The following is a 19,887-nucleotide window of genomic DNA, read 5'->3' on the forward strand; positions in this document are numbered from 1 at the left end:
TCGGTGAGCTGGATCTCTGGTGGTTTCGGTCCGCGTACGCGTGCCATCGCCCCAGCTTACTAAGCCGACAAGGAATTAACGACTCACGACACTAGCGGTCGCTCTCCCGCCGCGTCCGGCTGGCCGCGAGCTCGTCGAGGACGCGGCGCGCCCAGCTCGGCCCCTCGTAGATGAACGCCGTGTACGCCTGGACGAGGGAGGCCCCCGCGTCGAGGCGTTCGGCGACGTCGGCCGCCGTCTCGATGCCGCCGACGCCGACGAGGACGAGGGAGCCGTGGGTGCGCGCGGCGAGCCGGCGCAGCACCTCCAGCGAGCGCTGCTTGAGCGGGGCGCCGGACAGCCCGCCTCCCCCGGCGGCCTCGACGACGTCGGCCGGGGTGCGCAGACCGTCGCGGCCGATGGTCGTGTTCGTGGCGACGATGCCGTCCAGGCCGAGCTCGACAGCGAGGTCGGCGACCGCGTCGACGTCGTCGTCGGACAGGTCCGGGGCGATCTTCACCAGGAGCGGCACGTGGCGGTGGGCGGCGCCGTCGGCGGCCTCGCGGACGGCGGACAGGACGGGCCGCAACTTCTCGACGGCCTGCAGGTTCCGCAGGCCGGGGGTGTTCGGGGAGGAGACGTTGACGACGAGGTAGTCGGCGTAGGGCGCGAGCAACCGCGCGGACGTCGCGTAGTCGGCGGCCGCGTCGGCCTCGGCCACGACCTTGCTCTTGCCGATGTTCACGCCGACGACGACGGGGTGGGCGGGCGGCACGGCGCGGTACTGCCGCAACCGCTTCGCGACCACCTCGGCGCCGTCGTTGTTGAACCCCATGCGGTTGACGACTGCGCGGTCGGCGACGAGCCGGTGCAGGCGGGGCTTGGGGTTGCCCGGCTGCGGCAGCGCCGTCACCGTCCCGACCTCGACGCAGGAGAAACCGAAGTTCCCCAGCGAGCCCAGGCCCGTCGCGTTCTTGTCGAAGCCGGCGGCGAGGCCGAGCGGGGTCGGGAAGTCGATCCCGAGCGCCTTCACCCGCAGCCGGTCGTCGTCGGTGGTGAAGCTGCGGCGCAGCACATCCGGGGCCACCGGGACGCGGCCGGTGAGCCGCATCCCGGCGAAGGCCCAGCGGTGCGCGACCTCGGCGTCGACGCGGGTCAGGACGTGCCGGTAGAGGGTCCTGTACGCGCGTCCGCCGGCCACGACCGCAGCCTAACCGTGCTCAGTCGAGCGAGTCGGTACGGGTCTCGCGCAGGAGGGCCAGTGAGACGAGGCTCACGACGGCGGTCCCGGCGAGGTAGTAGCCGACCCAGCTGACACCGTGCGCGGCGGCGAGCTGGACCGCGGTGTACGGCGCGAGCGAGGCCCCGAGGATCGACCCGGAGTTGAAGGCCAGCGAAGCGCCCGTGTAGCGGACGTTCGTGGGGAACAACTCCGGCAGGTAGGCCCCGATGGGCCCGAAGACGAGCCCCATGAAGAACAGCCCGGCGCACAGCCAGACCATGACGAGCGACGTCTGACCCGACCCGAGCAGCGGCCCGGTGAGCAGGCCGACGACGGCCCCGCCGACCATCGCCGTCGCCAGCACCGGACGGCGCCCGACGCGGTCCGAGAGCCAGCCCGACAGCGGGGTCGCGGCGGCCATGAAGAGGACGGCGACGCAGAGCATGAGGAGGAACTGCTGGCGCGAGTAGCCCAGGCTCTTGGTGCCGTAGCTCAGCGACCACGTCGTGGTGAGGTAGAAGAGCGTGTAGGTCAGCATGACCGAGAAGGCGCCGAGGACGACGACCTTCCCGCTGCGGCGGAACGTCTCCGTCACCGGGACGCGCACGGGGCGGTCCTCGGCGAGGGCCTTGGCGAACACCGGCGTCTCGGCCAGGCTCAAGCGGATCCACAGCCCCAGGACGACGAGCAGCGCGCTCAGCAGGAACGGGACGCGCCAGCCCCAGGCCAGGAAGGTCGCGTCGTCCATCTGCGTGGCCAGCAGGATGAAGAGCGTGTTGGCCAGGACGAAGCCGAACGGCGCCCCGAGCTGGGGGAACATGCCGTAGAGGGCGCGCCGGTTCGGCGGGGCGTTCTCGGTGGCGAGCAGGGCCGCCCCGCCCCACTCACCGCCGAGGCCGAAACCCTGGCCGAAGCGCAGGACGCACAGCAGCGCCGGCGCGAGGTTGCCGGCGGAGGCGTGGGTCGGCAGGACGCCGATGAGGACGGTCGAGATCCCCATGACGAGCAGGGCCGCGACGAGGGTCGTCTTGCGCCCCACCCGGTCCCCGAAGTGGCCGAAGACCACCGACCCGACGGGACGGGCGACGAACGCGATGGCGAAGGTCGCGAGCGAGGCGAGCGTCGCCGCGGTGTCGTTGTCGGAGGGGAAGAACAACGCCGGGAACACCAGCACGGCCGCGGTGGCGTAGACGTAGAAGTCGTAGAACTCGATCGTCGTGCCGATGAGGCTGGCGGCGGCGACCTTGCCGACGGGGTTGGTGGGCGGCGCGGCCTGCGTCGTCTGCGTGGGGCCTGACGTGGCGGACATGACGGAACCTTCGGGGCATCGGGACGGGTGGGGCCCCCAGGGGTCGTCCTGGCCGGGCGGTCGACACCCGTTGCGCACCGGGGTCGCCGTCGCCGCTCCGGGTGTCCCGGGAGCCTACGCGCGGCCTGTGAGGCGTCCAAGTCCCGGAACGGCCGTCTCAGTCCGTGAGACGCACGACCTCGCCCGACCTCGCGGCCTCGCGTGCCGCGTCGACGACGCGGCACGTGCGCACGGCGTCCGCGGCCTCGACGGGGACGGGCCCCTCACCGCGCACGGCCGCGGCGAACGCCGTGTAGAAGTCCGGCCAGCGGCCCTGCTCGCTCGGCACCCGCCGCGAGGGTCCGCCCCCGAGGACCAGCGCACCCCACCGGCTCGGGGGTTCGCTCCCCCACGCCGCCCCGTCGGCCCGGGGCGTGCGCCCGGCGACGAGCAGCTCCTCCTGGACGTCCATGGGCGAGTCCACGACGAAGGTGCCCGCCGTGCCGGTGAGGCGGAACCGGGGTCCGGGCACGGGTTGCTTCCAGGACCCGGACAGCTCGCTGCGCACCCCGGCGGCGTGCGCCAGCTGGAGGCGGAACTCCAGCTCGGTGCCGTCCCCGCCGCGGGTCTGCGCGGTCACGGCGGCGACCGGCCCGAACAGGTGCAGCGCCTGGTCGACGAGGTGGGCGCCGAAGTCGCGCAGCAGGCCACCGCCGGCCGCGGGCGGGTCGGTCGGTTCCCACCGCTCGAAGGCGGACTCGAAGCGCACGACGTCGCCGAGCTCGCCGTCGGCCAGGACGCGGCGCAGCGTCAGCAGGTCGGAGTCCCAGCGACGGTTCTGGTAGGGCGAGAGCAGCCGACCGGCGGCCGCCGCGCGTTCCACGGTCGCCGCGGCCGTCGCCGCGTCGAGGGCGAACGGCTTGTCGCAGACGACGTGCGCGCCGAGGTCGAGGGCCTCGTCCGTCAGCGCCGTGTGCGTCGCAGCGGGGGTCGAGACGACGACGACCTCGGCGCCGGCGGCGACGGCCTGCACGGTCGAGGCGACCACCTCGACCCCGGGGTGCTCGGCACGGGCGAGGGCCGCCCGGTCGGGGTTGTTCGTGACGACGAACCCCAACCGGGTGCCCACCGCACCCTCGACGACGGGGGCGTGGAAGAACCGGCCGCCGCCGCCGTAGCCGACGAGCGCGAAGACGACGTCACGGGAGCTCATGGCGCCACCGTAGCGAGCAGCACCCCCCGACGGGACTCAGACGCGGCAGACGTCGGAGCGGACGAGGAACCGCACCCCGTCGGGGGCTTCGAGGGAGAACCCCGACCCCCGGCCGGGGACCAGGTCGATGGTCAGTTCCGTGTGCGACCACACCCGGTACTGCTCCTTCGACATCCACACGCCCACCGCGAAGCCCTCGGTCCGTCCGTCCGCACCGTCGACCGGTGGGACCTCGACGTTCCCGAGGAACTCGTCCGCGTCCGAGAGGATGAACTCGCCGTCCGCGAAGCACATGGGGGAACTGCCGTCGCAGCAGCCCCCGGACTGGTGGAACATCAGGTCCCCGTGCCGGGCCCGGAGGCTGCGGAGCTCCGCCGCAGCCTCCGGGGTCAGACCGACGGCCACCTCAGAAGAAACCGAGCTTGGACGTCGAGTAGCTGACCAGCAGGTTCTTCGTCTGCTGGTAGTGGTCGAGCATCATGGCGTGGTTCTCGCGGCCGATGCCCGAGCTCTTGTACCCGCCGAAGGCCGCGTGCGCGGGGTAGGCGTGGTAGTTGTTCGTCCACACGCGCCCGGCCTGGATCCCGCGGCCCATGCGGTAGGCGAGGTGGATGTCGCGCGACCACACACCGGCCCCGAGGCCGTAGAGCGTGTCGTTGGCGATCTTGAGGGCGTCGTCCGGGCTGTCGAACCGGGTGACCGAGACGACCGGCCCGAAGATCTCCTCCTGGAAGATGCGCATCGAGTTGTCGCCCTCGAACACCGTCGGGTTCACGTAGTACCCGCCCGACAGTTCGCCACCGAGGTCGGCGCGCTCCCCGCCCGTCAGCAGCTTGGCGCCCTCCTTCTTGCCGATGTCGATGTAGGACAGGATCTTCTCGAGCTGGTCGTTGCTCGCCTGCGCGCCGATCATCGTCTCGGTGTCGAGGGGGTTGCCCTGCTTGACGGCCTTCGTGCGCTCGAGGGCGTCGGCCATGAACGAGTCGTAGATGCCGCCCTGGATCAGGGCGCGCGACGGGCACGTGCAGACCTCGCCCTGGTTGAGGGCGAACATCGTGAACCCCTCGAGCGCCTTGTCGTAGAAGTCGTCGCGGGCGGAGGCGACGTCGTCGAAGAAGACGTTCGGGCTCTTGCCGCCCAGTTCCAGGGTGACGGGGATGAGGTTCTGGCTGGCGTACTGCATGATCAGCCGGCCGGTCGTGGTCTCACCCGTGAACGCGATCTTGCGGATGCGCGGGTTGCTCGCCAGGGGTTTGCCGGCCTCGGCACCGAACCCGTTGACGACGTTCAGCACACCCGGCGGCAGCAGGTCACCGATGACGTCCATGAGCAGCATGATCGAGGCCGGGGTCTGCTCGGCGGGCTTGAGGACGACGGCGTTGCCGGCCGCGAGCGCCGGGGCGAGCTTCCAGATCGCCATGAGCAGCGGGAAGTTCCAGGGGATGATCTGCCCCACGACACCGAGGGGTTCGTGGAAGTGGTAGGCGACGGTGTCGTCGTCGATCTGGGAGATCCCGCCCTCCTGGGCGCGGACGACCCCGGCGAAGTAGCGCAGGTGGTCCACGACGAGGGGGAGGTCGGCCGCGAGGCACTCGCGGACGGGTTTGCCGTTGTCCCAGGACTCGGCGACGGCCAGCTTCTCGAGGTTGGCCTCGATGCGGTCGGCGATGCGGTTCAGGACGAGGGCGCGCTCGGCGACCGACGTGCGGCCCCAGGCCGGGGCGGCGGCGTGCGCGGCGTCGAGGGCGCGCTCGATGTCGGCGGCCGTGCCGCGGGCGATCTCGGTGAAGGTCTGGCCGTTCACCGGGCTGGGGTTCTCGAAGTACTGGCCCTCGGCGGGCGGTACGCGTTCGCCGCCGATCCAGTGGTCGTAGCGGTCGGCGTACTCGACGACGCTGCTGGCGCGTCCGGGTGCCTCGTAGACCGTCATGTCAGGCCTCCACGGTGAGGGAACGGCGACTGCTCCGTCGCCGTGACCCCAGCGTGCGCCCGGCGGCGTTGCAACGCCGTTGCACCCGCCGACCGTCGGCCCGCAGGGTCAGCCGCGCACCCGCTCCCAGCGCGCCACGGCCTCGGCCCGCCCGGGGTCACCGGGGCCGAGCCGCGTGACGAGGTCGCGGGCCACGACGACGTCGCGGCGGCCCGCCTCGGTGCGGGAGAACTCCAGCAGGGCGCGGTCGTCGTCGCCCTCGAGCACGGCCGTGCGCAGCTCCAGCAGCAGCTCCTCGCCCAGGTCCCGCACCCCGGGGGCGTCGGAGCCGGGCAGGAGGTCCCCGGTCCAGCCGGCGACGGCCTCGCGCAACCGGCCCTCGCGCAGCGCCCGGCGCACGTCGAGGGCGTCGCAGCGCAGGTCCCCCAGGAGCCGGTAGGGCGCCGGCGACAGGTCGAGCCCACCGTGCGTGCGGTCGCGCAGGACGGCGCGCAGCCGGTGCACCTCGGACCGGACCGAGACGGGTGCCAGGTCGCGCTCGTCGAGCTCGGCGGCGAGCTGGGCCGCCGACAGTCCCCCCTCGGGCGCCAGCGCGAGGAGCAGCAGCACCTCGCTGTGGCGCAACGACAACGGCCGGGGCTGCCCGCCCACCTCCAGCGTCGGGGCGGGCCCGAGGACGCGCAGCCGGGGCGCTCCGGGCACCGGGGTGGTGACCCCGGGCACGATGCGTCTGCGCAGCGCCGCGACGCGCAGTTCGGCCTCGACGGCACCCACGGCGGCGCGGACGAACTCCAGGGCCCGCTCCCGGCCGAGGTCGTCCCCGCCCGTGAGGTCCAGGACGCCGAGGACGTCGCCGGTCAGCGGGTCCCGCACCGGGGCGGCCGAACAGCTCCAGCCGGACACGGCGGTGGCGAAGTGCTCGCCCTGGCGCACGCGGACGGGGCGTCCGAGCGCGAGGGCCGTGCCCGGCGCGTTCGTCCCGGCGACGTCCTCGCTCCAGCGGGCGCCCTCGGTGAAGGCCATCCGGTCGGCGGCGCGGCGCAGACCGGCGTCCCCCTCCACCCACAGCAGCGTGCCGTCGACGTCGCTGACGGCCATGAGGACCGGGACGCCCAGGGGTTCGGCCAGCAGCAGCCGGCGCGCCGTCGGCAGCACCGCGGCGAGCGGGTGCGCCTCGCGTCGGGCCCGCAGGTCCGAGGGGTCCGCCACGACGGGCGGGGCGACGCGGTCGGGGTCCAGGCCCGTGCGGCGGGCGCGCCACCAGGACGAGGAGACGAGTTCCCGGGCACCGGGCAGGGGCGTGCCCGCGGCGGCGTCGGCGCTCTGGACCAGCCAGTCCTCGCGCGCCCTGGAGAGCTCCCCCGACGTCATCCTCGACCTCCCCCCGGCGCCGTCCTCGGGACCGGTGCGGCCACGGTAGGCGGGGCGGTCCGGCCCCGACAACCCGGCGCCGCCGCGACCCGCCGGTCGGGTGGCGGACGGTCCCGGGGGCCGGGCGGGTGGGACCATGCCCGGGCACCCCGGTGTCCCCGAACCACCCCCGTCCCACCCCCGTCCCACGAGGAGTCCCGATGACCGACGGCCCCCGGCCGTTGAACCTGCGCGAGATCGCGGAGGGCCTGCGGTCCCCGCACACCTCGGAGGCGCGGCCGCGCCGGGTGGCGCCGTTGCTGCCCGCCTCCCGCGCCGACGAGCTCGCCCGGTGGCTGGCCGGGACCCAGGACCGGGACGTGGCCCGGCCGCTGGACCGGGTGCGGCTCGTCGTCTTCGCCGGCGACCACGGCGTCGCCGGCCGCGGGATCTCCCGCCTCGCACCGGGCTGGACCGCCACGGCCGTGCGCGACCTGGTCGCGGGCCGGGGACCGGTCGCCGCGCTCGCGGCGCAGACGGGGGTGGAGGTCGAGGTGCACGCGGTCGGCGTGGACTGGGGCGTCGAGGGACCCGTCGACGTGCCCGCCGCCGTCCTGGCCGGGGCGCTGCACCCCGCCGGGGACATCGCCGTGGCCGACGCGCTCACCGAGGCCGAGGTCGAGGAGGCCGTCCGCACGGGCGCCGCCGTGGCCGACGCCGCCGTCGACGCGGGGGTGGACCTGCTGCTGCTGGGCGACCTCGGCGTGGGCGCGACCGCGGTCGCCTCGACCCTGGTCGCGGTGTGCCTGCGCAAGGGCGCCGTCGACGTCGTCGGCCGCGGCAGCGGCATCGACGACGACAGCTGGATGCGCAAGACCGCGGCCGTGCGCGACGCGACCCGGCGGGCCCGCAAGCTCGCGACGCGGCCGACCGCCGTCCTGCAGGCCGTGGGCAGCGCGGACGTCGCGGCGGCCGTGGGCTTCCTGCTGCGCTCGGCGGCACGTCGCACCCCGGTCGTCCTCGACGGCAGCCTGGGCGTCGCGGCGGCGCTGCTGGCCTCGCGCGGCGTCCCGGGCGCCGAGAAGTGGTGGCAGCTGGGCGCCGCGACGGCCGAGCCCGCGCAGACGCTGGCCGCCGACCGGCTCACGCTGCGGCCGCTCGTCGAGCTCGGCGCCGGGCGCGGTGGCGGGGCGGGCGCGCTGTTCGCGGTGGGTCTGCTGCGTGCCGCGCAGGTCCTGGCCGCGGCCGACGAGGCCGAGCTGCCCCCGCTGCCGGAACCCGCGCCGGAGCCGGAGCCGGAGCCCGAGCCGGAGCCCGAGGTTCCGAGCGACACGGCTGAGCCCGGGACCGATCAGCCCGGGACCGATCAGCCCGGGACCGATCAGCCCGCGACCGCTCCCGAGGAGACCCCCGAGGGGGACAGCACCCGCCCGAACGTGTGAGCGGTCGCCGACCGGTCGAGCTCGGTGAACCCGGTGCGGCGGTAGAACGCCACCGCACCGGGGTTGGCGGCCGAGACCCCCAGGTGAACCCCCGGGGACCCGGCCGCGGCCAGCTGCGCGCACAGCCGCTCGAGGAGCCGCCGGCCGAGGCCGCCGCCCTGCCGCCGCGGCAGCAGGTCGACGTGCAGGTGCGAGGGGTACTGCGCCCAGAGCGGGTCGGGTCGCACGCCCTCGTGCACGATCCGCAGCAGCCACTCGTCGTACGTCCCGACGTGGCCGTCCTCCGGGCGCGGGTAGCGCTCGCGCAACGTCGGCCACCAGTGCTCCTCGCGCCACGCCTCGAAGCGCGCGGTGTCGAGGCAGCCCAGGACGTACCCGGCGGGGCCGTCGTCGTCGAGGACGAGGGTGCCGAACGACCGACCGTCGACGCCGTAGGCGTGCGCGTAGGGGGTCGCGTAGACGTCGCCGAGCAGGTCGGGGAACGCCGTGCGGTCGGTCGCGTCGGCGCCGGAGTCCCCCGTCAGCCGGCACAGGACCGACAGCACCGGGGCGTCCGCCGGCTCGACGGCCCGCCACCGCACGCCGGGGACGACCTCCTCGGTCCCCGGCTGCCCGATCCCACCCTCGTCCCCGACTGCTCGCACACCGTCACGTTAGGGTGCCCGGGTGCCGCGTCTCCTCCTCAGCAGCAAGTCGGTCAAGAGCGTGTCGGTGGACGCCCTGGTGCTCGGGCTGTCGCCCGCCGCCGCGGGCGGGAAGGCCACCGCGCCCGTCCTGCTGGGGGGTGAGGACCTCCCCCGGGCGACCCGTGCGGGTCTCGTCGACGCCGCCGTCTCCCTCGGTGCCACGGGCGCCGCGGGCCAGGTGCACCTCGTGCCGGGGGTGACCGGTCTGGGGACGGGGCTCGTCGCCCTCGCGGGCACGGGCGCCGGGGCCGACGCCGAGGCGCTGCGACGGGCCGCCGGGTCGGCGGTGCGGGCCCTGGCCGGGCACCGCCGCGTCGCGCTGGCCCTGCCCGTGCCGGACGCCGCCACCGCCGCGGCCCTCGCCGAGGGCGCCGCGCTGGGCGCCTACGCCTTCACCCGCTACAAGGCCGCGACCCGCGAACCCGTGGCCGAGGTCACGCTGCTCGTCGACAAGCCGCGCGACAAGGCCCTGCGCGCGGCCGTCGACCGCGCCGGTGTCGTCGCAGCCGCCGTCCACACGGCCCGTGACCTCATCAACACCGCCCCCGCCGACCTGGCCCCCGCCGACCTCGCCGAGGCGGCCGTGCAGGCCGCCGCGGGTACGGGGATGACGGTGCGCGTCCTGGACGAGGACGCCCTCGCGGCGGGCGGCTACGGCGGCATCCTGGGTGTCGGGCAGGGCTCCTCCCGCCCGCCGCGCCTCGTCGTGCTGGAGCACTCCCCGGCCCGGGCCAAGGGTCACCTGGCGTTCGTCGGCAAGGGCATCACGTTCGACTCCGGCGGTCTGTCCATCAAGCCGGCGGCCGGCATGGAGACCATGAAGAGCGACATGTCGGGCGCCGCGGCCGTGCTCGCGGCCGTCCGCGCGGCGGCCGAGCTCGACCTGCCGGTGAAGGTGACCGGGTGGCTGGCCGTGGCCGAGAACATGCCGTCGGGCACCGCCATCCGCCCCTCGGACGTGCTGACGATGTTCGGCGGGACCACCGTCGAGGTGCTCAACACCGACGCCGAGGGTCGCCTCGTGCTCGGCGACGCGCTCGTGGCCGCCTCGGCCGAGCAGCCGGACGCGATCGTCGACGTCGCCACGTTGACGGGCGCCCAGGTCGTCGCGCTCGGCAACCGCGTCTCGGGCGTCATGGGCAACGACGAGGACTTCCGCACCGCGGTGCTCGCCGCGGCCGAGCGGGCCGGGGAGTCGTTCTGGCCCATGCCGCTGCCCGACGAGCTGCGCGCGACGCTGGACTCCCCCGTGGCCGACCTCGCCAACATCGGCGACCGGGCGGGCGGGATGCTCGTCGCCGCGGTCTTCCTGCGCGAGTTCGTCGGGACCACGCCCAGCGGGTCCCCCATCCCCTGGGCGCACCTGGACATCGCCGGTCCGGCCTTCGCGACGGGCCAGCCGTGGGGGTACACGCACCGCGGCGGGACCGGTGTGGCCGTTCGCACGCTGGTCGCCCTCGCCGAGGACCACGCCCGCCGCTGACGGGCCCGTCGCAGGTCGGGGAACGGGCGTCCCCCGGATGGGGGGCGCCCTTTTCCCGTGGGAACGGCGGGGACATTCGCGGTGGATGATCACCTGGGATCGTTTCCCGACGCCGAAGCGTTGCGTTGCAGAGTGTTCATCGAGCATTCTTCGAAGAACGGTGGCGGGCCTGCTCCAGACGGGTGATCCTGTTTCCTCGGAGGTCCTGCACCGTGAGCAACTGGCTATATGCTCACCGTGACGGCCTAGTTCGGGGGCGTCACTTCCGACCGGTTCGGTTCTCTCAACCAGACATCCCCGGTGTGCACCGGGGCACACGTCACGGAGGCACCATGTCCACGCGTCAGACCACCTCTTCCGCGCGCGGCCCGCTGCGTCGGTTCGCCCGCACCGCGGCCCTGTCGCTGACCGCGGCCGCCGTCATCGCCGGTGGCGGTCTCGGTGCGGCCGCGTCGGCCTCCGCCGCCACGACGACGGGCACGACCGTCACCAAGACGGCCCCCGGCCTCAAGGGCTCCTCCGACACCCAGCGGAAGGAGAGCTCGACCGACCGCAAGGAGAGCTCGACGAACCGCAAGGAGTCGACGGTCACGCGCAAGGAGAGCTCGACCGACCGCAAGGAGAGCTCGACGAACCGCAAGGAGTCGACGGTGGCCCGCAAGGAGAGCACCGTCGAGCGCAAGGAGTCGACCACCGCCGAGAAGGAGCGCTGAGCGACCTCCCGGAACCGGAGCTCGACCCCCCCGACGCGAGCTGGTCGGACGGCACCGCCCCACCCGGGGCGGTGCCGTTCGTGCGTCGGGAGCCTGTCGAGCACCCCTGCCCCCACGGTGACGCGCAGGGACGACCCCCTCGCGCTGCGTCGGGGGCGTGGTGAGAGGATCGACGACGGAGCAGTCACCAGCACAAGCCGACCTCAGGAGCATTTCGTGGCAGGTGCCGCCGGGCAGGAGTACGACGTCGTCATCCTCGGGGGAGGCAGTGGGGGCTACGCCGCCGCCCTGCGCGCCGCCGAGCTGGGCCTCTCGGTGGCCCTCGTGGAGAAGGACCTGCTGGGGGGGACCTGCCTGCACCGCGGGTGCATCCCCACCAAGGCCCTCCTGCACGCCGCCGAGGTCGCGGACACGGCCCGTGAGTCGGAGACGTTCGGCGTGCGCGCCACCTTCGACTCCGTCGACATGGCGGGCGTCAACAAGTACAAGGACGGGATCATCGCCCGCCTGTACAAGGGTCTGCAGGGGCTCGTGAAGTCCCGCAAGGTCGAACTGGTCGCGGGCACCGGCAAGCTCGTCGCGAAGAACACCGTCGAGGTCGACGGCACCCGCTACGTCGGCAAGCACGTGGTCCTGGCCTCGGGGTCCTACTCCCGCAGCCTGCCGGGCCTCGAGATCGGCGGCCGCGTCATGACGAGCGAGCAGGCCCTGGCCCTCGACACCGTCCCCGAGCGGGTCATCGTCCTCGGCGGCGGCGTCATCGGCGTGGAGTTCGCGAGCGTCTGGCGCTCCTTCGGCGCCGACGTGACGATCGTCGAGGCCCTCCCGCACCTCGTCCCCCTCGAGGACGAGGCCGCCAGCAAGGCGCTCGAGCGCGCCTTCCGCAAGCGCGGCATCACGTTCTCCCTGGGCGTCCGTTTCGCCGGTGTCGAGCAGTCCGACAACGGGGTCGTCGTCACGCTCGAGGACGGCAAGACCTTCGAGGCCGACCTCATGCTCGTCGCGGTCGGGCGCGGTCCGAACACCGCGGGCCTGGGCTACGAGGAGCAGGGCATCACGATGGACCGCGGCTTCGTCCTCACGGACGAGCGCCTGCGCACCAACGTGGAGGGCGTCTACGCCGTCGGCGACATCGTCCCCGGCCTGCAGCTGGCCCACCGCGGTTTCGCGCAGGGCATCTTCGTCGCCGAGGACATCGCGGGCCTGGACCCGCAGCCGATCGACGAACTGGGCATCCCCAAGGTCACCTACTGCGAGCCCGAGGTGGCGTCCGTCGGCCTCACCGAGGCCAAGGCGCGCGAGAAGTACGGCGACGTCGACGTCCTCGAGTACAACCTCGGCGGCAACGGAAAGAGCCAGATCCTCGGCACGACCGGCTTCGTGAAGCTGGTGCGGCAGAAGGACGGCCCGGTCGTGGGCGTCCACATGGTCGGCTCCCGCATGAGCGAGCAGGTCGGCGAGGCGCAGCTCATCGTGAACTGGGAGGCGTACCCGCAGGACGTGGCGAACCTCGTCCACACGCACCCGACGCAGAACGAAGCCGTCGGCGAGGCCTTCCTGGCCCTGGCCGGCAAGCCCCTGCACTCGCACGCGTAGTCGACCGACCCCTGAACCCGCGGCGTCTCCCAGGCGCCGGAGACCGTCCGTGAGGAGAACCAACCAGATGTCGAACTCGGTGCAGATGCCCGCTCTCGGCGAGAGCGTGACCGAGGGCACCGTCACGCGGTGGCTGAAGCAGGTCGGCGACACCGTCGCCGTGGACGAGCCGCTGCTGGAGGTGTCCACCGACAAGGTCGACACCGAGATCCCCTCCCCCGTGGCTGGCGTGCTGCTGGAGATCCTCGTCCCCGAGGACGAGACCGCCGAGGTGGGCGCCGACCTCGCCCGCATCGGCGAGGAGTCCGAGCAGGGCGGGTCCGCCGGCGGTTCCGGTGACGCCGCACCGCAGCAGGAGGAGGCGCCCGCCCCGCCGTCGACCCAGGACGCGCAGGCTGCGCCCGAGTCGCAGCAGGAGCCCGACCCCGAGCAGCCCCCCGCGGCGGCCGCCGCGCCCAGCTCCGGCGGGTCCGGTGCCGGCCAGGCCGTGCAGATGCCGGCCCTGGGCGAGTCGGTCACCGAGGGCACCGTGACGCGCTGGCTCAAGGCCGTCGGCGACAGCGTCGAGGTCGACGAACCGCTCCTGGAGGTCTCGACCGACAAGGTCGACACCGAGATCCCGTCCCCGGTCGCCGGCACGTTGCTGGAGATCCTCGTGGGCGAGGACGAGACCGCCGAGGTGGGCGCCGACCTGGCGCGCATCGGCGACGCCTCCGCCCAGAGCGCCCCCGCCCCGCAGGACGCCCCCGCCCAGGAGGCCCCCGCCCAGGAGGCCCCCGCCCAGGAGGAGACGCTGGCCGACGAGGTCGAGCAGCGCAAGGCCGCCGAGGAGGAGGCCGAGAAGGCGACCCAGCCGTCGTCCGGCTCCTCCGCTGAGCCCGCCGCGGCCCCGGCCCAGCCGGCCCAGCAGTCGCCGTCCGCCCCCGCCCCGTCGGCTCCCGCCCCGCAGGCCTCGCCCGCGGCGGAGGCGACCGGTGGCAGCACCTACGTGACCCCCCTGGTGCGCAAGCTCGCCAAGGACCTCGGGGTGGACCTGTCCTCCCTGACGGGGACGGGCGTCGGCGGCCGCGTCCGCAAGCAGGACGTGCAGGAGGCCGCGGACAAGGCGGCCGAGGCTGCCAAGGCTGCGCAGCAGCAGGCGTCGGCCCCCGCGGCCGCCCCCGCCGCCCCGGCGGCGAAGTCGCCGGCCGTCGAGGTCTCCCCCAAGCGCGGGACGACCGAGAAGATGTCGCGCCTGCGCAAGGTCATCGCCCAGCGCATGAAGGAGTCACTGCAGAACTCCGCGCAGCTGACGACCGTCATCGAGGTCGACGTCACCAAGGTGGCGCGCCTTCGCGCCCGCGCGAAGGACAACTTCGCGGCCACCGAGGGCGCGAAGCTCACGTTCCTGCCGTTCTTCGTCAAGGCCGCGGTCGAGGCGCTCAAGCAGCACCCCTCGCTCAACGCCAGCATCGACGGCGAGAACATCGTGTACCACGGCAGCGAGAACATCTCTCTCGCCGTGGACACCCCCAAGGGCCTCATCACCCCCGTCATCAAGGACGCGGGCGACCTGAACCTCGGCGGGCTGGCGCGCAAGATCTCCGACCTGGCGGCCCGCACCCGCGCCAGCAAGATCACCCCGGACGACCTGTCCGGTGGCACGTTCACCATCACCAACACGGGCAGCATCGGGGCCCTGTTCGACACCCCGATCCTCAACGCCCCGCAGGTCGCCATCCTCGGCACCGGCGCGCTCGTCAAGCGGCCCGTCGTCCTCACCGACGCCGACGGCCAGGACACGATCGCGGTCCGCTCGATGATGTACCTCGCCCTGTCCTACGACCACCAGATCGTCGACGGGGCCGACGCGGCACGCTTCCTGCAGACCATCAAGAAGCGCATCGAGGCCGGCGAGTTCGAGGGCGACCTCGGTCTCTGAACCCGATCGTCAGCAGCCCCGTTCCTCCTGCAGGAGCGGGGCTGCTCCCGTTCTCCCACCACCACCTTGGAGTGTTCACGTGCGCGTCGTCGTCAGCGGGGCCAGCGGTCTCATCGGTCAGCAGCTCGTCGCCCACCTGCGGGGGGCGGGCCACGACGTCGTGACCCTGGTGCGCCGCCCGGCCCGCGAACCCGACGAGGTGACGTGGGACCCCGCGCACGGCACCCTCGACCCGCGCGACCTCGGCCACGTCGACGGCGCCGTCAACCTCTCGGGGGCCGGCGTCGGGGACCACCGCTGGAACGACGCCTACAAGCGCACGATCCTGTCGTCCCGCCTGGACTCCACGTCCACCCTCGTCGGGGCGCTGCTGCGGCTCGAGGAGGCGCCGCAGGTCCTCGTCAACGCCTCCGCCATCGGCGCCTACGGCGACGGCGGTGGCACCGTCCTCACCGAGGACGCCCCCCGTGGTGACGACTTCCTCGCCGACGTCGTCGCGCAGTGGGAGGGGGCGACGGAACCGGCCGCAGCCGCGGGGATCCGGGTCGCGACGGCCCGGACCGGGCTGCTGGCCAACCCCGTCGGCGGCGCCTTCGGCCAGCTGCTGACGCTGTTCAAGCTCGGGCTGGGCGGTCCGCTCGGCGGCGGGCGCCAGTGGTGGAGCACCATCTCGATGCCGGACGAGCTCGCGGCCCTGGAGTTCCTCCTGACGCAGCCGGTGTCCGGCCCCGTCAACCTCACCTGCCCCGAACCGGCGACGAACACCGCGGTGACGGCGGCCCTCGGGGCGGCCCTGCACCGGCCCACCCTCGTGCCGGTCCCCGGGTTCGCGCTGCACGCGGTGCTGGGCGAGTTCGCCGGCCAGGTGCTCGCCAGCCAGCGCGTCGTGCCCTCGGTGCTGCTGGAGCACGGGTTCACCTTCCGCCACCCGGACGTCGCGTCGGTCATGGGCTGGCTCGCCCGCGCCTGACCGCGCACCCCGGGGCCAAGGACATCGGGCCGATCTCGTGCTCGCCGCCCTCAGAAGCCTGACGCCAGGGCGGAAGGAGTGTTCTCCGCCCCGTCGCGGGCCCGCGGGGGTCGGATCAGCCCACGGCACCGACCCGCCACTGGCCCTCGACGCGGTCCAGGGTCAGCCGGGACGTCCGCGGCTGACCGGCCGGGACGGAGCTGCGGGACCCGTCGGCCCCGACGACGACGTGCGCACCCGTCGTGACGTCGGCCTCGAGCACCCAGCGGTCTGGCGCACGGGTCACCTCGCGCACCGCCTCGACGTGGAAGGCGAGGCCGTCGAAGGTCGCGCCCCGGGCCGTGAGGTCGGCGAGGAGGGCCTCGTCGGCGGCCCGGGCCGCGGACCCGGCCACGTCGACGGCGTCGAGCGCGTCGGGCGTCCCGGCGGTGAGCGCGGCGGCCCGCCGGGCGGCGAGGACGGCGACCACGGCGGCGGCGTCGTCCCCGGTCAGCACCGCCTCGTCGCCGGTCGCGGGTCCGCCACCCCACGCCTCGGCGTCCGGCGCCACGGGCGTGGCCGGCGGCGCGACCGTCGGCGCCGAGGCCGCCGGGGTGTCGCTCACGACCTTCCCGGCGGGCTCGGCGGCCGGACTGTGCAGGGCGAGGACGAGGGCGCCGCCGCAGACCACGGGCAGGGTGGCCGCGACGAGCAGCAACCGCCGGGAGCGCGCGGGCCGGGCCGGACGCCGGGAACCCCCACGCTCGCGCCGGGGCTGGGGCCGGCGGCCTGGACGGGACCGGGGACGCAGCCGCTCGGGAGCCGGACGGGAGCCGGTGTCCCCGACGGACCCGCCCGGTCCGCCCGGCACGACGGGTCCGCTGGTCCCCGGGGGCACGACCGGCTCGACGGGTTCGTCGCGGAGGTCGACCACGGGCCCCGCTCCACCGGCGACACCCCCGCCCAGCCGCCGGGTCACCCCGGGCGGCGGTTCGGCCCCCGGCGGTGGCGCGGCCGCCGCCCGCGGCACAGCGAGCCCCCGCACCGGGCGCGGCCGCGCGGCGGCCGCGACGGCGGTGGCGAGCTCACCGGGGGTCGGCCGCCGGGACGGCTTGCGGTGCAACCCCTCCCGCAGCGCGGCCAGCACCGCCACCGAGGCACCGGCCGGCAGGTCGGCGGCCGCACGGCGCTGCGCCTGCCGGGCACCGAGGGGCCCGACGGCCGTGGGCGGCTCGCCGGTCAGCGCGCACCAGCCCAGGGCGGCGAGGCCGTAGACGTCGGCAGCGGCCCCGACGCCCTCCCCCGCCAGCGCGGCCGGGTCGGCGAAGCCGGGGGTGCCCAGGACGCTGCCGTGCCGCCGTCCCAGCGCCCGGGAGACGCCGAGGTCGGCGAGCAGCGGTTCCCCCCGCGCGTCGAGGAGCACGTTGCCGGGGGCGACGTCCCCGTGGACGACGTCCGCGGCGTGCAGGTCCTCCAGCGCGGGGCCGAGCGCGTGCAGCAGCCCGCTGACCTCCCCCGCCGACAGCCGCCGGCGCTGCGCGAGCACCCCGGCGAGGGAGCCGCCCGCCGCCAGGTCGAGCACGAGCACGGGTCGGCCCCGCTCGTCGGTGGAGATGTCGTGCACCGCGACCACGCGCGGGTGCCGCACCCGCCGCAGCAGGGTCAGCTCGCGCAGCAGGTCCGGCCCGGGGGCGTCGCCCGCGACGGCCAGCACCTTCAGCGCGCGGTCGACGCCGTCGGCCCCCGTCCCCGCCCAGACCACGCTCGACCCGCCGGCCCCGAGCAGCCGGCCGACCTCGTACCCGTCGACGACCGGTGGCCGGCGGCGCGGGTCGTCCCCGAGGGCCGACAGCGCTTCACGGCGCCACTGCCGCCCCGGTCCGGCCGCGGTGGCGCGCGGTCCCAGGGGCCCGGTGAGGGGTTCGGAGAGGGTCACCCGGACAGGGTGGCGCACCTGCGGGGACTGCCGCGCTCGTTGTCCACAGGGTCGATACGCTCAGGGGCGTGACCGTCAGCACCTCCCTCGACACCGCCCACCCGCCCGTCGCGCTGCGCACGTCCGCGGAGGTGGTCGTCGTGGGCGCTGGCCTGGCCGGCCTCGTCTGCGCGCGCCACCTGCATGCGGCCGGCGTCGACGTCCTGGTCGTGGAGGCCGCCGACACCGTCGGCGGCCGCGTGCGGTCCGAGACGGTCGGGAGCTTCCGCGTCGACCGCGGGTTCCAGCTGCTCAACCCCGCGTACCCGGAGGTCGGGAAGGTCCTCGACGTCGACGCGCTCGACCTGCAGACCTTCGACGCCGGGGTCGCGGTCCACCGCGGCGGCCAGGTGGCGGCGCTGCGCGACCCGCGCCGGCACCCCACCGCCGTCCTGCAGGCCCTGCGGTTCCCCCTCGGCACGGCCAAGGAGAAGGCGGCCGTGGCGCGCTGGCTGCTGAAGGTCACCTCCGCCGGGGACCTCAAGGACCCGGACTCGGGCTGGTCGGACGGCCTGGACGCCGCCGAGGTCCACGGTGAACTGCGCTGGTCCGTCCTCGAACCGTTCCTCGCCGGTGTCCTCGGCGAGGTCGAGGGCACGACGTCCCGCCGCTTCGTGGACCTCCTGGTGCGCACCTTCCTGCGCGGCACGCCCGGGCTGCCCGCGAACGGCATGCAGGCCGTGCCGGACCAGCTCGCCGCGGGCCTGCCCGCGGGGTCGCTCGCGACGGGTGTCTCCGTGAAGCACATCGGGTTGGCCCCGCGCTCGCTCGTGGTGGAGACGGCCGGTGGCGGCGTCAACTGCGACGCCATCGTCGTCGCCACGGACGCGCACACCGCGGGCCACCTCGTGCCCGTGCTCGACGTCCCGGACAGCCGGGCCCTGTCGACCTTCTGGTTCGGCGCAGCCAGCTCGCCCGCCCCGGACTCGCGCGCGAAGCTGCTGCACCTGGACGGCGACCGCCGCGGTCCGGTCGTCAACACCGCCGTGGTGTCCGCCGTCGCCCCGTCGTACCTGCAGCCGGGTTCGGAGCACCGCGCCCTCGTCAGCGCCCAGGTCCTCGGGGCCGACACGGGCGCCGACGTGGAGCAGCGCGTCCGCGAGCAGCTCGCCCGCGTCTACGGCGCGCACACCGCCGAGTGGACCCGCGTGGCGGCGCACTCCCTCCCGCACGCGCTGCCCGTCGTGGCACCCCCGTTCGAGGGTTCGCAGCCGGTCGACGTGGGCGACGGCGTCTTCGTCGCGGGCGACCACCGCGAGAACGCGTCCCTGCAGGGTGCGCTCGTCTCGGGCCGCCGCGCCGCCGACGCCGTGCTGACCAAGACGTTCGGGCGCACCGGTTCCGCGCGTGCCAGCTGAGCGGCCGACGATCGTCGCCACGTCCGGCGGCTGGACCCGTCGCGCCCGCGGCGGGGTGGACTGGGCCGGGACCGCGCACCTCGCGGTCGCCCTGGCCCGCGTCCCGACGGGCCGGGCCCCGCGCCTGACGTACCTCGGGACGGCAGGCGGTGACCAACGGTCCTGGGCGGCCGAGGTGCACGCCGCGGGCACCCGCGCCGGCTTCCGCACGACCGTCCTGGACCTCTTCCCGATGCCCAGCGTCGACGACCCCGCGGCCGAACTGCTCGCCTCCGACGTCGTCTGGGTCGGGGGCGGGTCCGTCGCCAACCTCCTGGCCCTCTGGCGCCTGCACGGCCTCGACGCCGCCTTCCGCGCGGCCTGGGAGGCCGGGGTCGTCCTCGGCGGCGTCAGCGCGGGCTCGATCTGCTGGTTCCAGGGCGGCACCACCGACTCCTTCGGACCCCGGCTGCGCCCGGTCACCGACGGGCTGGGTCTGCTGCCCTACGGCAACGGCGTCCACCACGACTCCGAAGCGGCCCGCCGACCGCTGGTCCACGAGCTCGTCGGCGCCGGAGTCCTGGGTGAGACGCACTGCAGCGACGACGGTGTCGGCCTCGTCTACGCGGGCACCGACCTCGTCGAGGCCGTCACCGAGGTGGCCGGCAAGGGTGCGTACGTCGTGCGCCGGGACGCCACGGGCGTGACGGAGACCCGGCTCGAACCACGCCTCCTCGCCCGCTGACGCGAGCCCCGCGACGTCCACACCGGGGGCACAGGTCTTTCTGGGCCCGCTGCGGGGC

The 19,887-nt window shown here is 74.9% G+C and carries 16 protein-coding genes; 8 read left to right on the forward strand and 8 right to left on the reverse strand.

Translation table 11 applies throughout. The features are described from left to right. Positions 1 to 91: 91 nt before the first annotated feature. The 6 genes from AB0637_RS10345 to AB0637_RS10370 all read right to left on the reverse strand — a co-directional run bounded on the left by AB0637_RS10345 (position 92) and on the right by AB0637_RS10370 (position 7,003). Positions 92 to 1,180 (reverse strand): quinone-dependent dihydroorotate dehydrogenase, encoded by a 1,089-nt coding sequence (locus tag AB0637_RS10345; RefSeq protein WP_366171965.1) that lies wholly within the window; start codon positions 1,178 to 1,180, stop codon positions 92 to 94. Positions 1,181 to 1,199: 19 nt separating this feature from the next. Continuing rightward, on the reverse strand, positions 1,200 to 2,510 hold the full coding sequence (locus AB0637_RS10350; RefSeq protein ID WP_366171966.1) for an MFS transporter: 1,311 nt from the start codon (positions 2,508 to 2,510) through the stop codon (positions 1,200 to 1,202). Positions 2,511 to 2,667: 157 nt separating this feature from the next. Beyond that, complete coding sequence (locus tag AB0637_RS10355) at positions 2,668 to 3,702, reverse strand: Gfo/Idh/MocA family oxidoreductase (RefSeq protein WP_366171967.1); 1,035 nt, start codon at positions 3,700 to 3,702, stop codon at positions 2,668 to 2,670. Between the two features lie 36 nt (positions 3,703 to 3,738). After that, positions 3,739 to 4,107: a DUF779 domain-containing protein gene (locus AB0637_RS10360; RefSeq protein WP_366171968.1), complete on the reverse strand. Its 369-nt coding sequence runs from the start codon at positions 4,105 to 4,107 to the stop codon at positions 3,739 to 3,741. Between the two features lies 1 nt (position 4,108). After that, complete coding sequence (adh, locus tag AB0637_RS10365) at positions 4,109 to 5,632, reverse strand: aldehyde dehydrogenase (RefSeq protein ID WP_366171969.1); 1,524 nt, start codon at positions 5,630 to 5,632, stop codon at positions 4,109 to 4,111. A 108-nt stretch (positions 5,633 to 5,740) separates the two neighbouring features. After that, positions 5,741 to 7,003, reverse strand: a complete 1,263-nt coding sequence (locus AB0637_RS10370; RefSeq protein ID WP_366171970.1) for a GAF domain-containing protein — start codon at positions 7,001 to 7,003, stop codon at positions 5,741 to 5,743. A gap of 200 nt (positions 7,004 to 7,203) precedes the next feature. On the opposite strand from AB0637_RS10370, the gene AB0637_RS10375 reads away from it, so the two are divergent. After that, positions 7,204 to 8,424, forward strand: a complete 1,221-nt coding sequence (locus AB0637_RS10375) for a nicotinate-nucleotide--dimethylbenzimidazole phosphoribosyltransferase (protein ID WP_366171971.1) — start codon at positions 7,204 to 7,206, stop codon at positions 8,422 to 8,424. Here AB0637_RS10375 and AB0637_RS10380 read toward each other — a convergent pair. Next, positions 8,364 to 9,068: a GNAT family N-acetyltransferase gene (locus tag AB0637_RS10380; RefSeq protein ID WP_366171972.1), complete on the reverse strand. Its 705-nt coding sequence runs from the start codon at positions 9,066 to 9,068 to the stop codon at positions 8,364 to 8,366. The genes AB0637_RS10375 and AB0637_RS10380 overlap by 61 nt on opposite strands. A 22-nt stretch (positions 9,069 to 9,090) precedes the next feature. Between AB0637_RS10380 and AB0637_RS10385 the strand changes: the two genes are divergently transcribed. From AB0637_RS10385 to AB0637_RS10405, 5 genes are all read left to right on the forward strand, one after another. Continuing rightward, entirely contained in the window at positions 9,091 to 10,593 is a 1,503-nt protein-coding gene (locus tag AB0637_RS10385; protein ID WP_366171973.1) for a leucyl aminopeptidase, read from the forward strand. Positions 10,594 to 10,925: 332 nt separating this feature from the next. Then, positions 10,926 to 11,306 carry a hypothetical protein gene (locus AB0637_RS10390; protein ID WP_366171974.1) on the forward strand — a complete coding sequence of 127 codons (381 nt, stop codon included), beginning with the start codon at positions 10,926 to 10,928 and terminating at the stop codon, positions 11,304 to 11,306. A 216-nt stretch (positions 11,307 to 11,522) separates the two neighbouring features. Continuing rightward, positions 11,523 to 12,902, forward strand: coding sequence for a dihydrolipoyl dehydrogenase (gene lpdA, locus AB0637_RS10395; protein WP_366171975.1), 1,380 nt, complete (start codon positions 11,523 to 11,525; stop codon positions 12,900 to 12,902). A gap of 67 nt (positions 12,903 to 12,969) precedes the next feature. Continuing rightward, entirely contained in the window at positions 12,970 to 14,823 is a 1,854-nt protein-coding gene (gene sucB, locus AB0637_RS10400) for a 2-oxoglutarate dehydrogenase, E2 component, dihydrolipoamide succinyltransferase (RefSeq protein WP_366172157.1), read from the forward strand. Positions 14,824 to 14,902: 79 nt separating this feature from the next. Next, positions 14,903 to 15,793: a TIGR01777 family oxidoreductase gene (locus AB0637_RS10405; RefSeq protein WP_366171976.1), complete on the forward strand. Its 891-nt coding sequence runs from the start codon at positions 14,903 to 14,905 to the stop codon at positions 15,791 to 15,793. Positions 15,794 to 15,908: 115 nt separating this feature from the next. Here the strand turns inward: AB0637_RS10405 and AB0637_RS10410 are convergent, their stop codons facing one another. Next, complete coding sequence (locus tag AB0637_RS10410) at positions 15,909 to 17,708, reverse strand: serine/threonine-protein kinase (protein ID WP_366171977.1); 1,800 nt, start codon at positions 17,706 to 17,708, stop codon at positions 15,909 to 15,911. A gap of 68 nt (positions 17,709 to 17,776) precedes the next feature. On the opposite strand from AB0637_RS10410, the gene AB0637_RS10415 reads away from it, so the two are divergent. Next, complete coding sequence (locus AB0637_RS10415; RefSeq protein WP_366171978.1) at positions 17,777 to 19,105, forward strand: NAD(P)/FAD-dependent oxidoreductase; 1,329 nt, start codon at positions 17,777 to 17,779, stop codon at positions 19,103 to 19,105. Continuing rightward, on the forward strand, positions 19,095 to 19,829 hold the full coding sequence (locus AB0637_RS10420; protein WP_366171979.1) for a peptidase E: 735 nt from the start codon (positions 19,095 to 19,097) through the stop codon (positions 19,827 to 19,829). Before AB0637_RS10415 ends, AB0637_RS10420 begins: the two co-directional genes overlap by 11 nt. Positions 19,830 to 19,887: the final 58 nt, after the last annotated feature.

Source organism: Kineococcus sp. NPDC059986 (assembly GCF_040702905.1).
Classification (GTDB): Bacteria; Actinomycetota; Actinomycetes; order Actinomycetales; family Kineococcaceae; genus Kineococcus.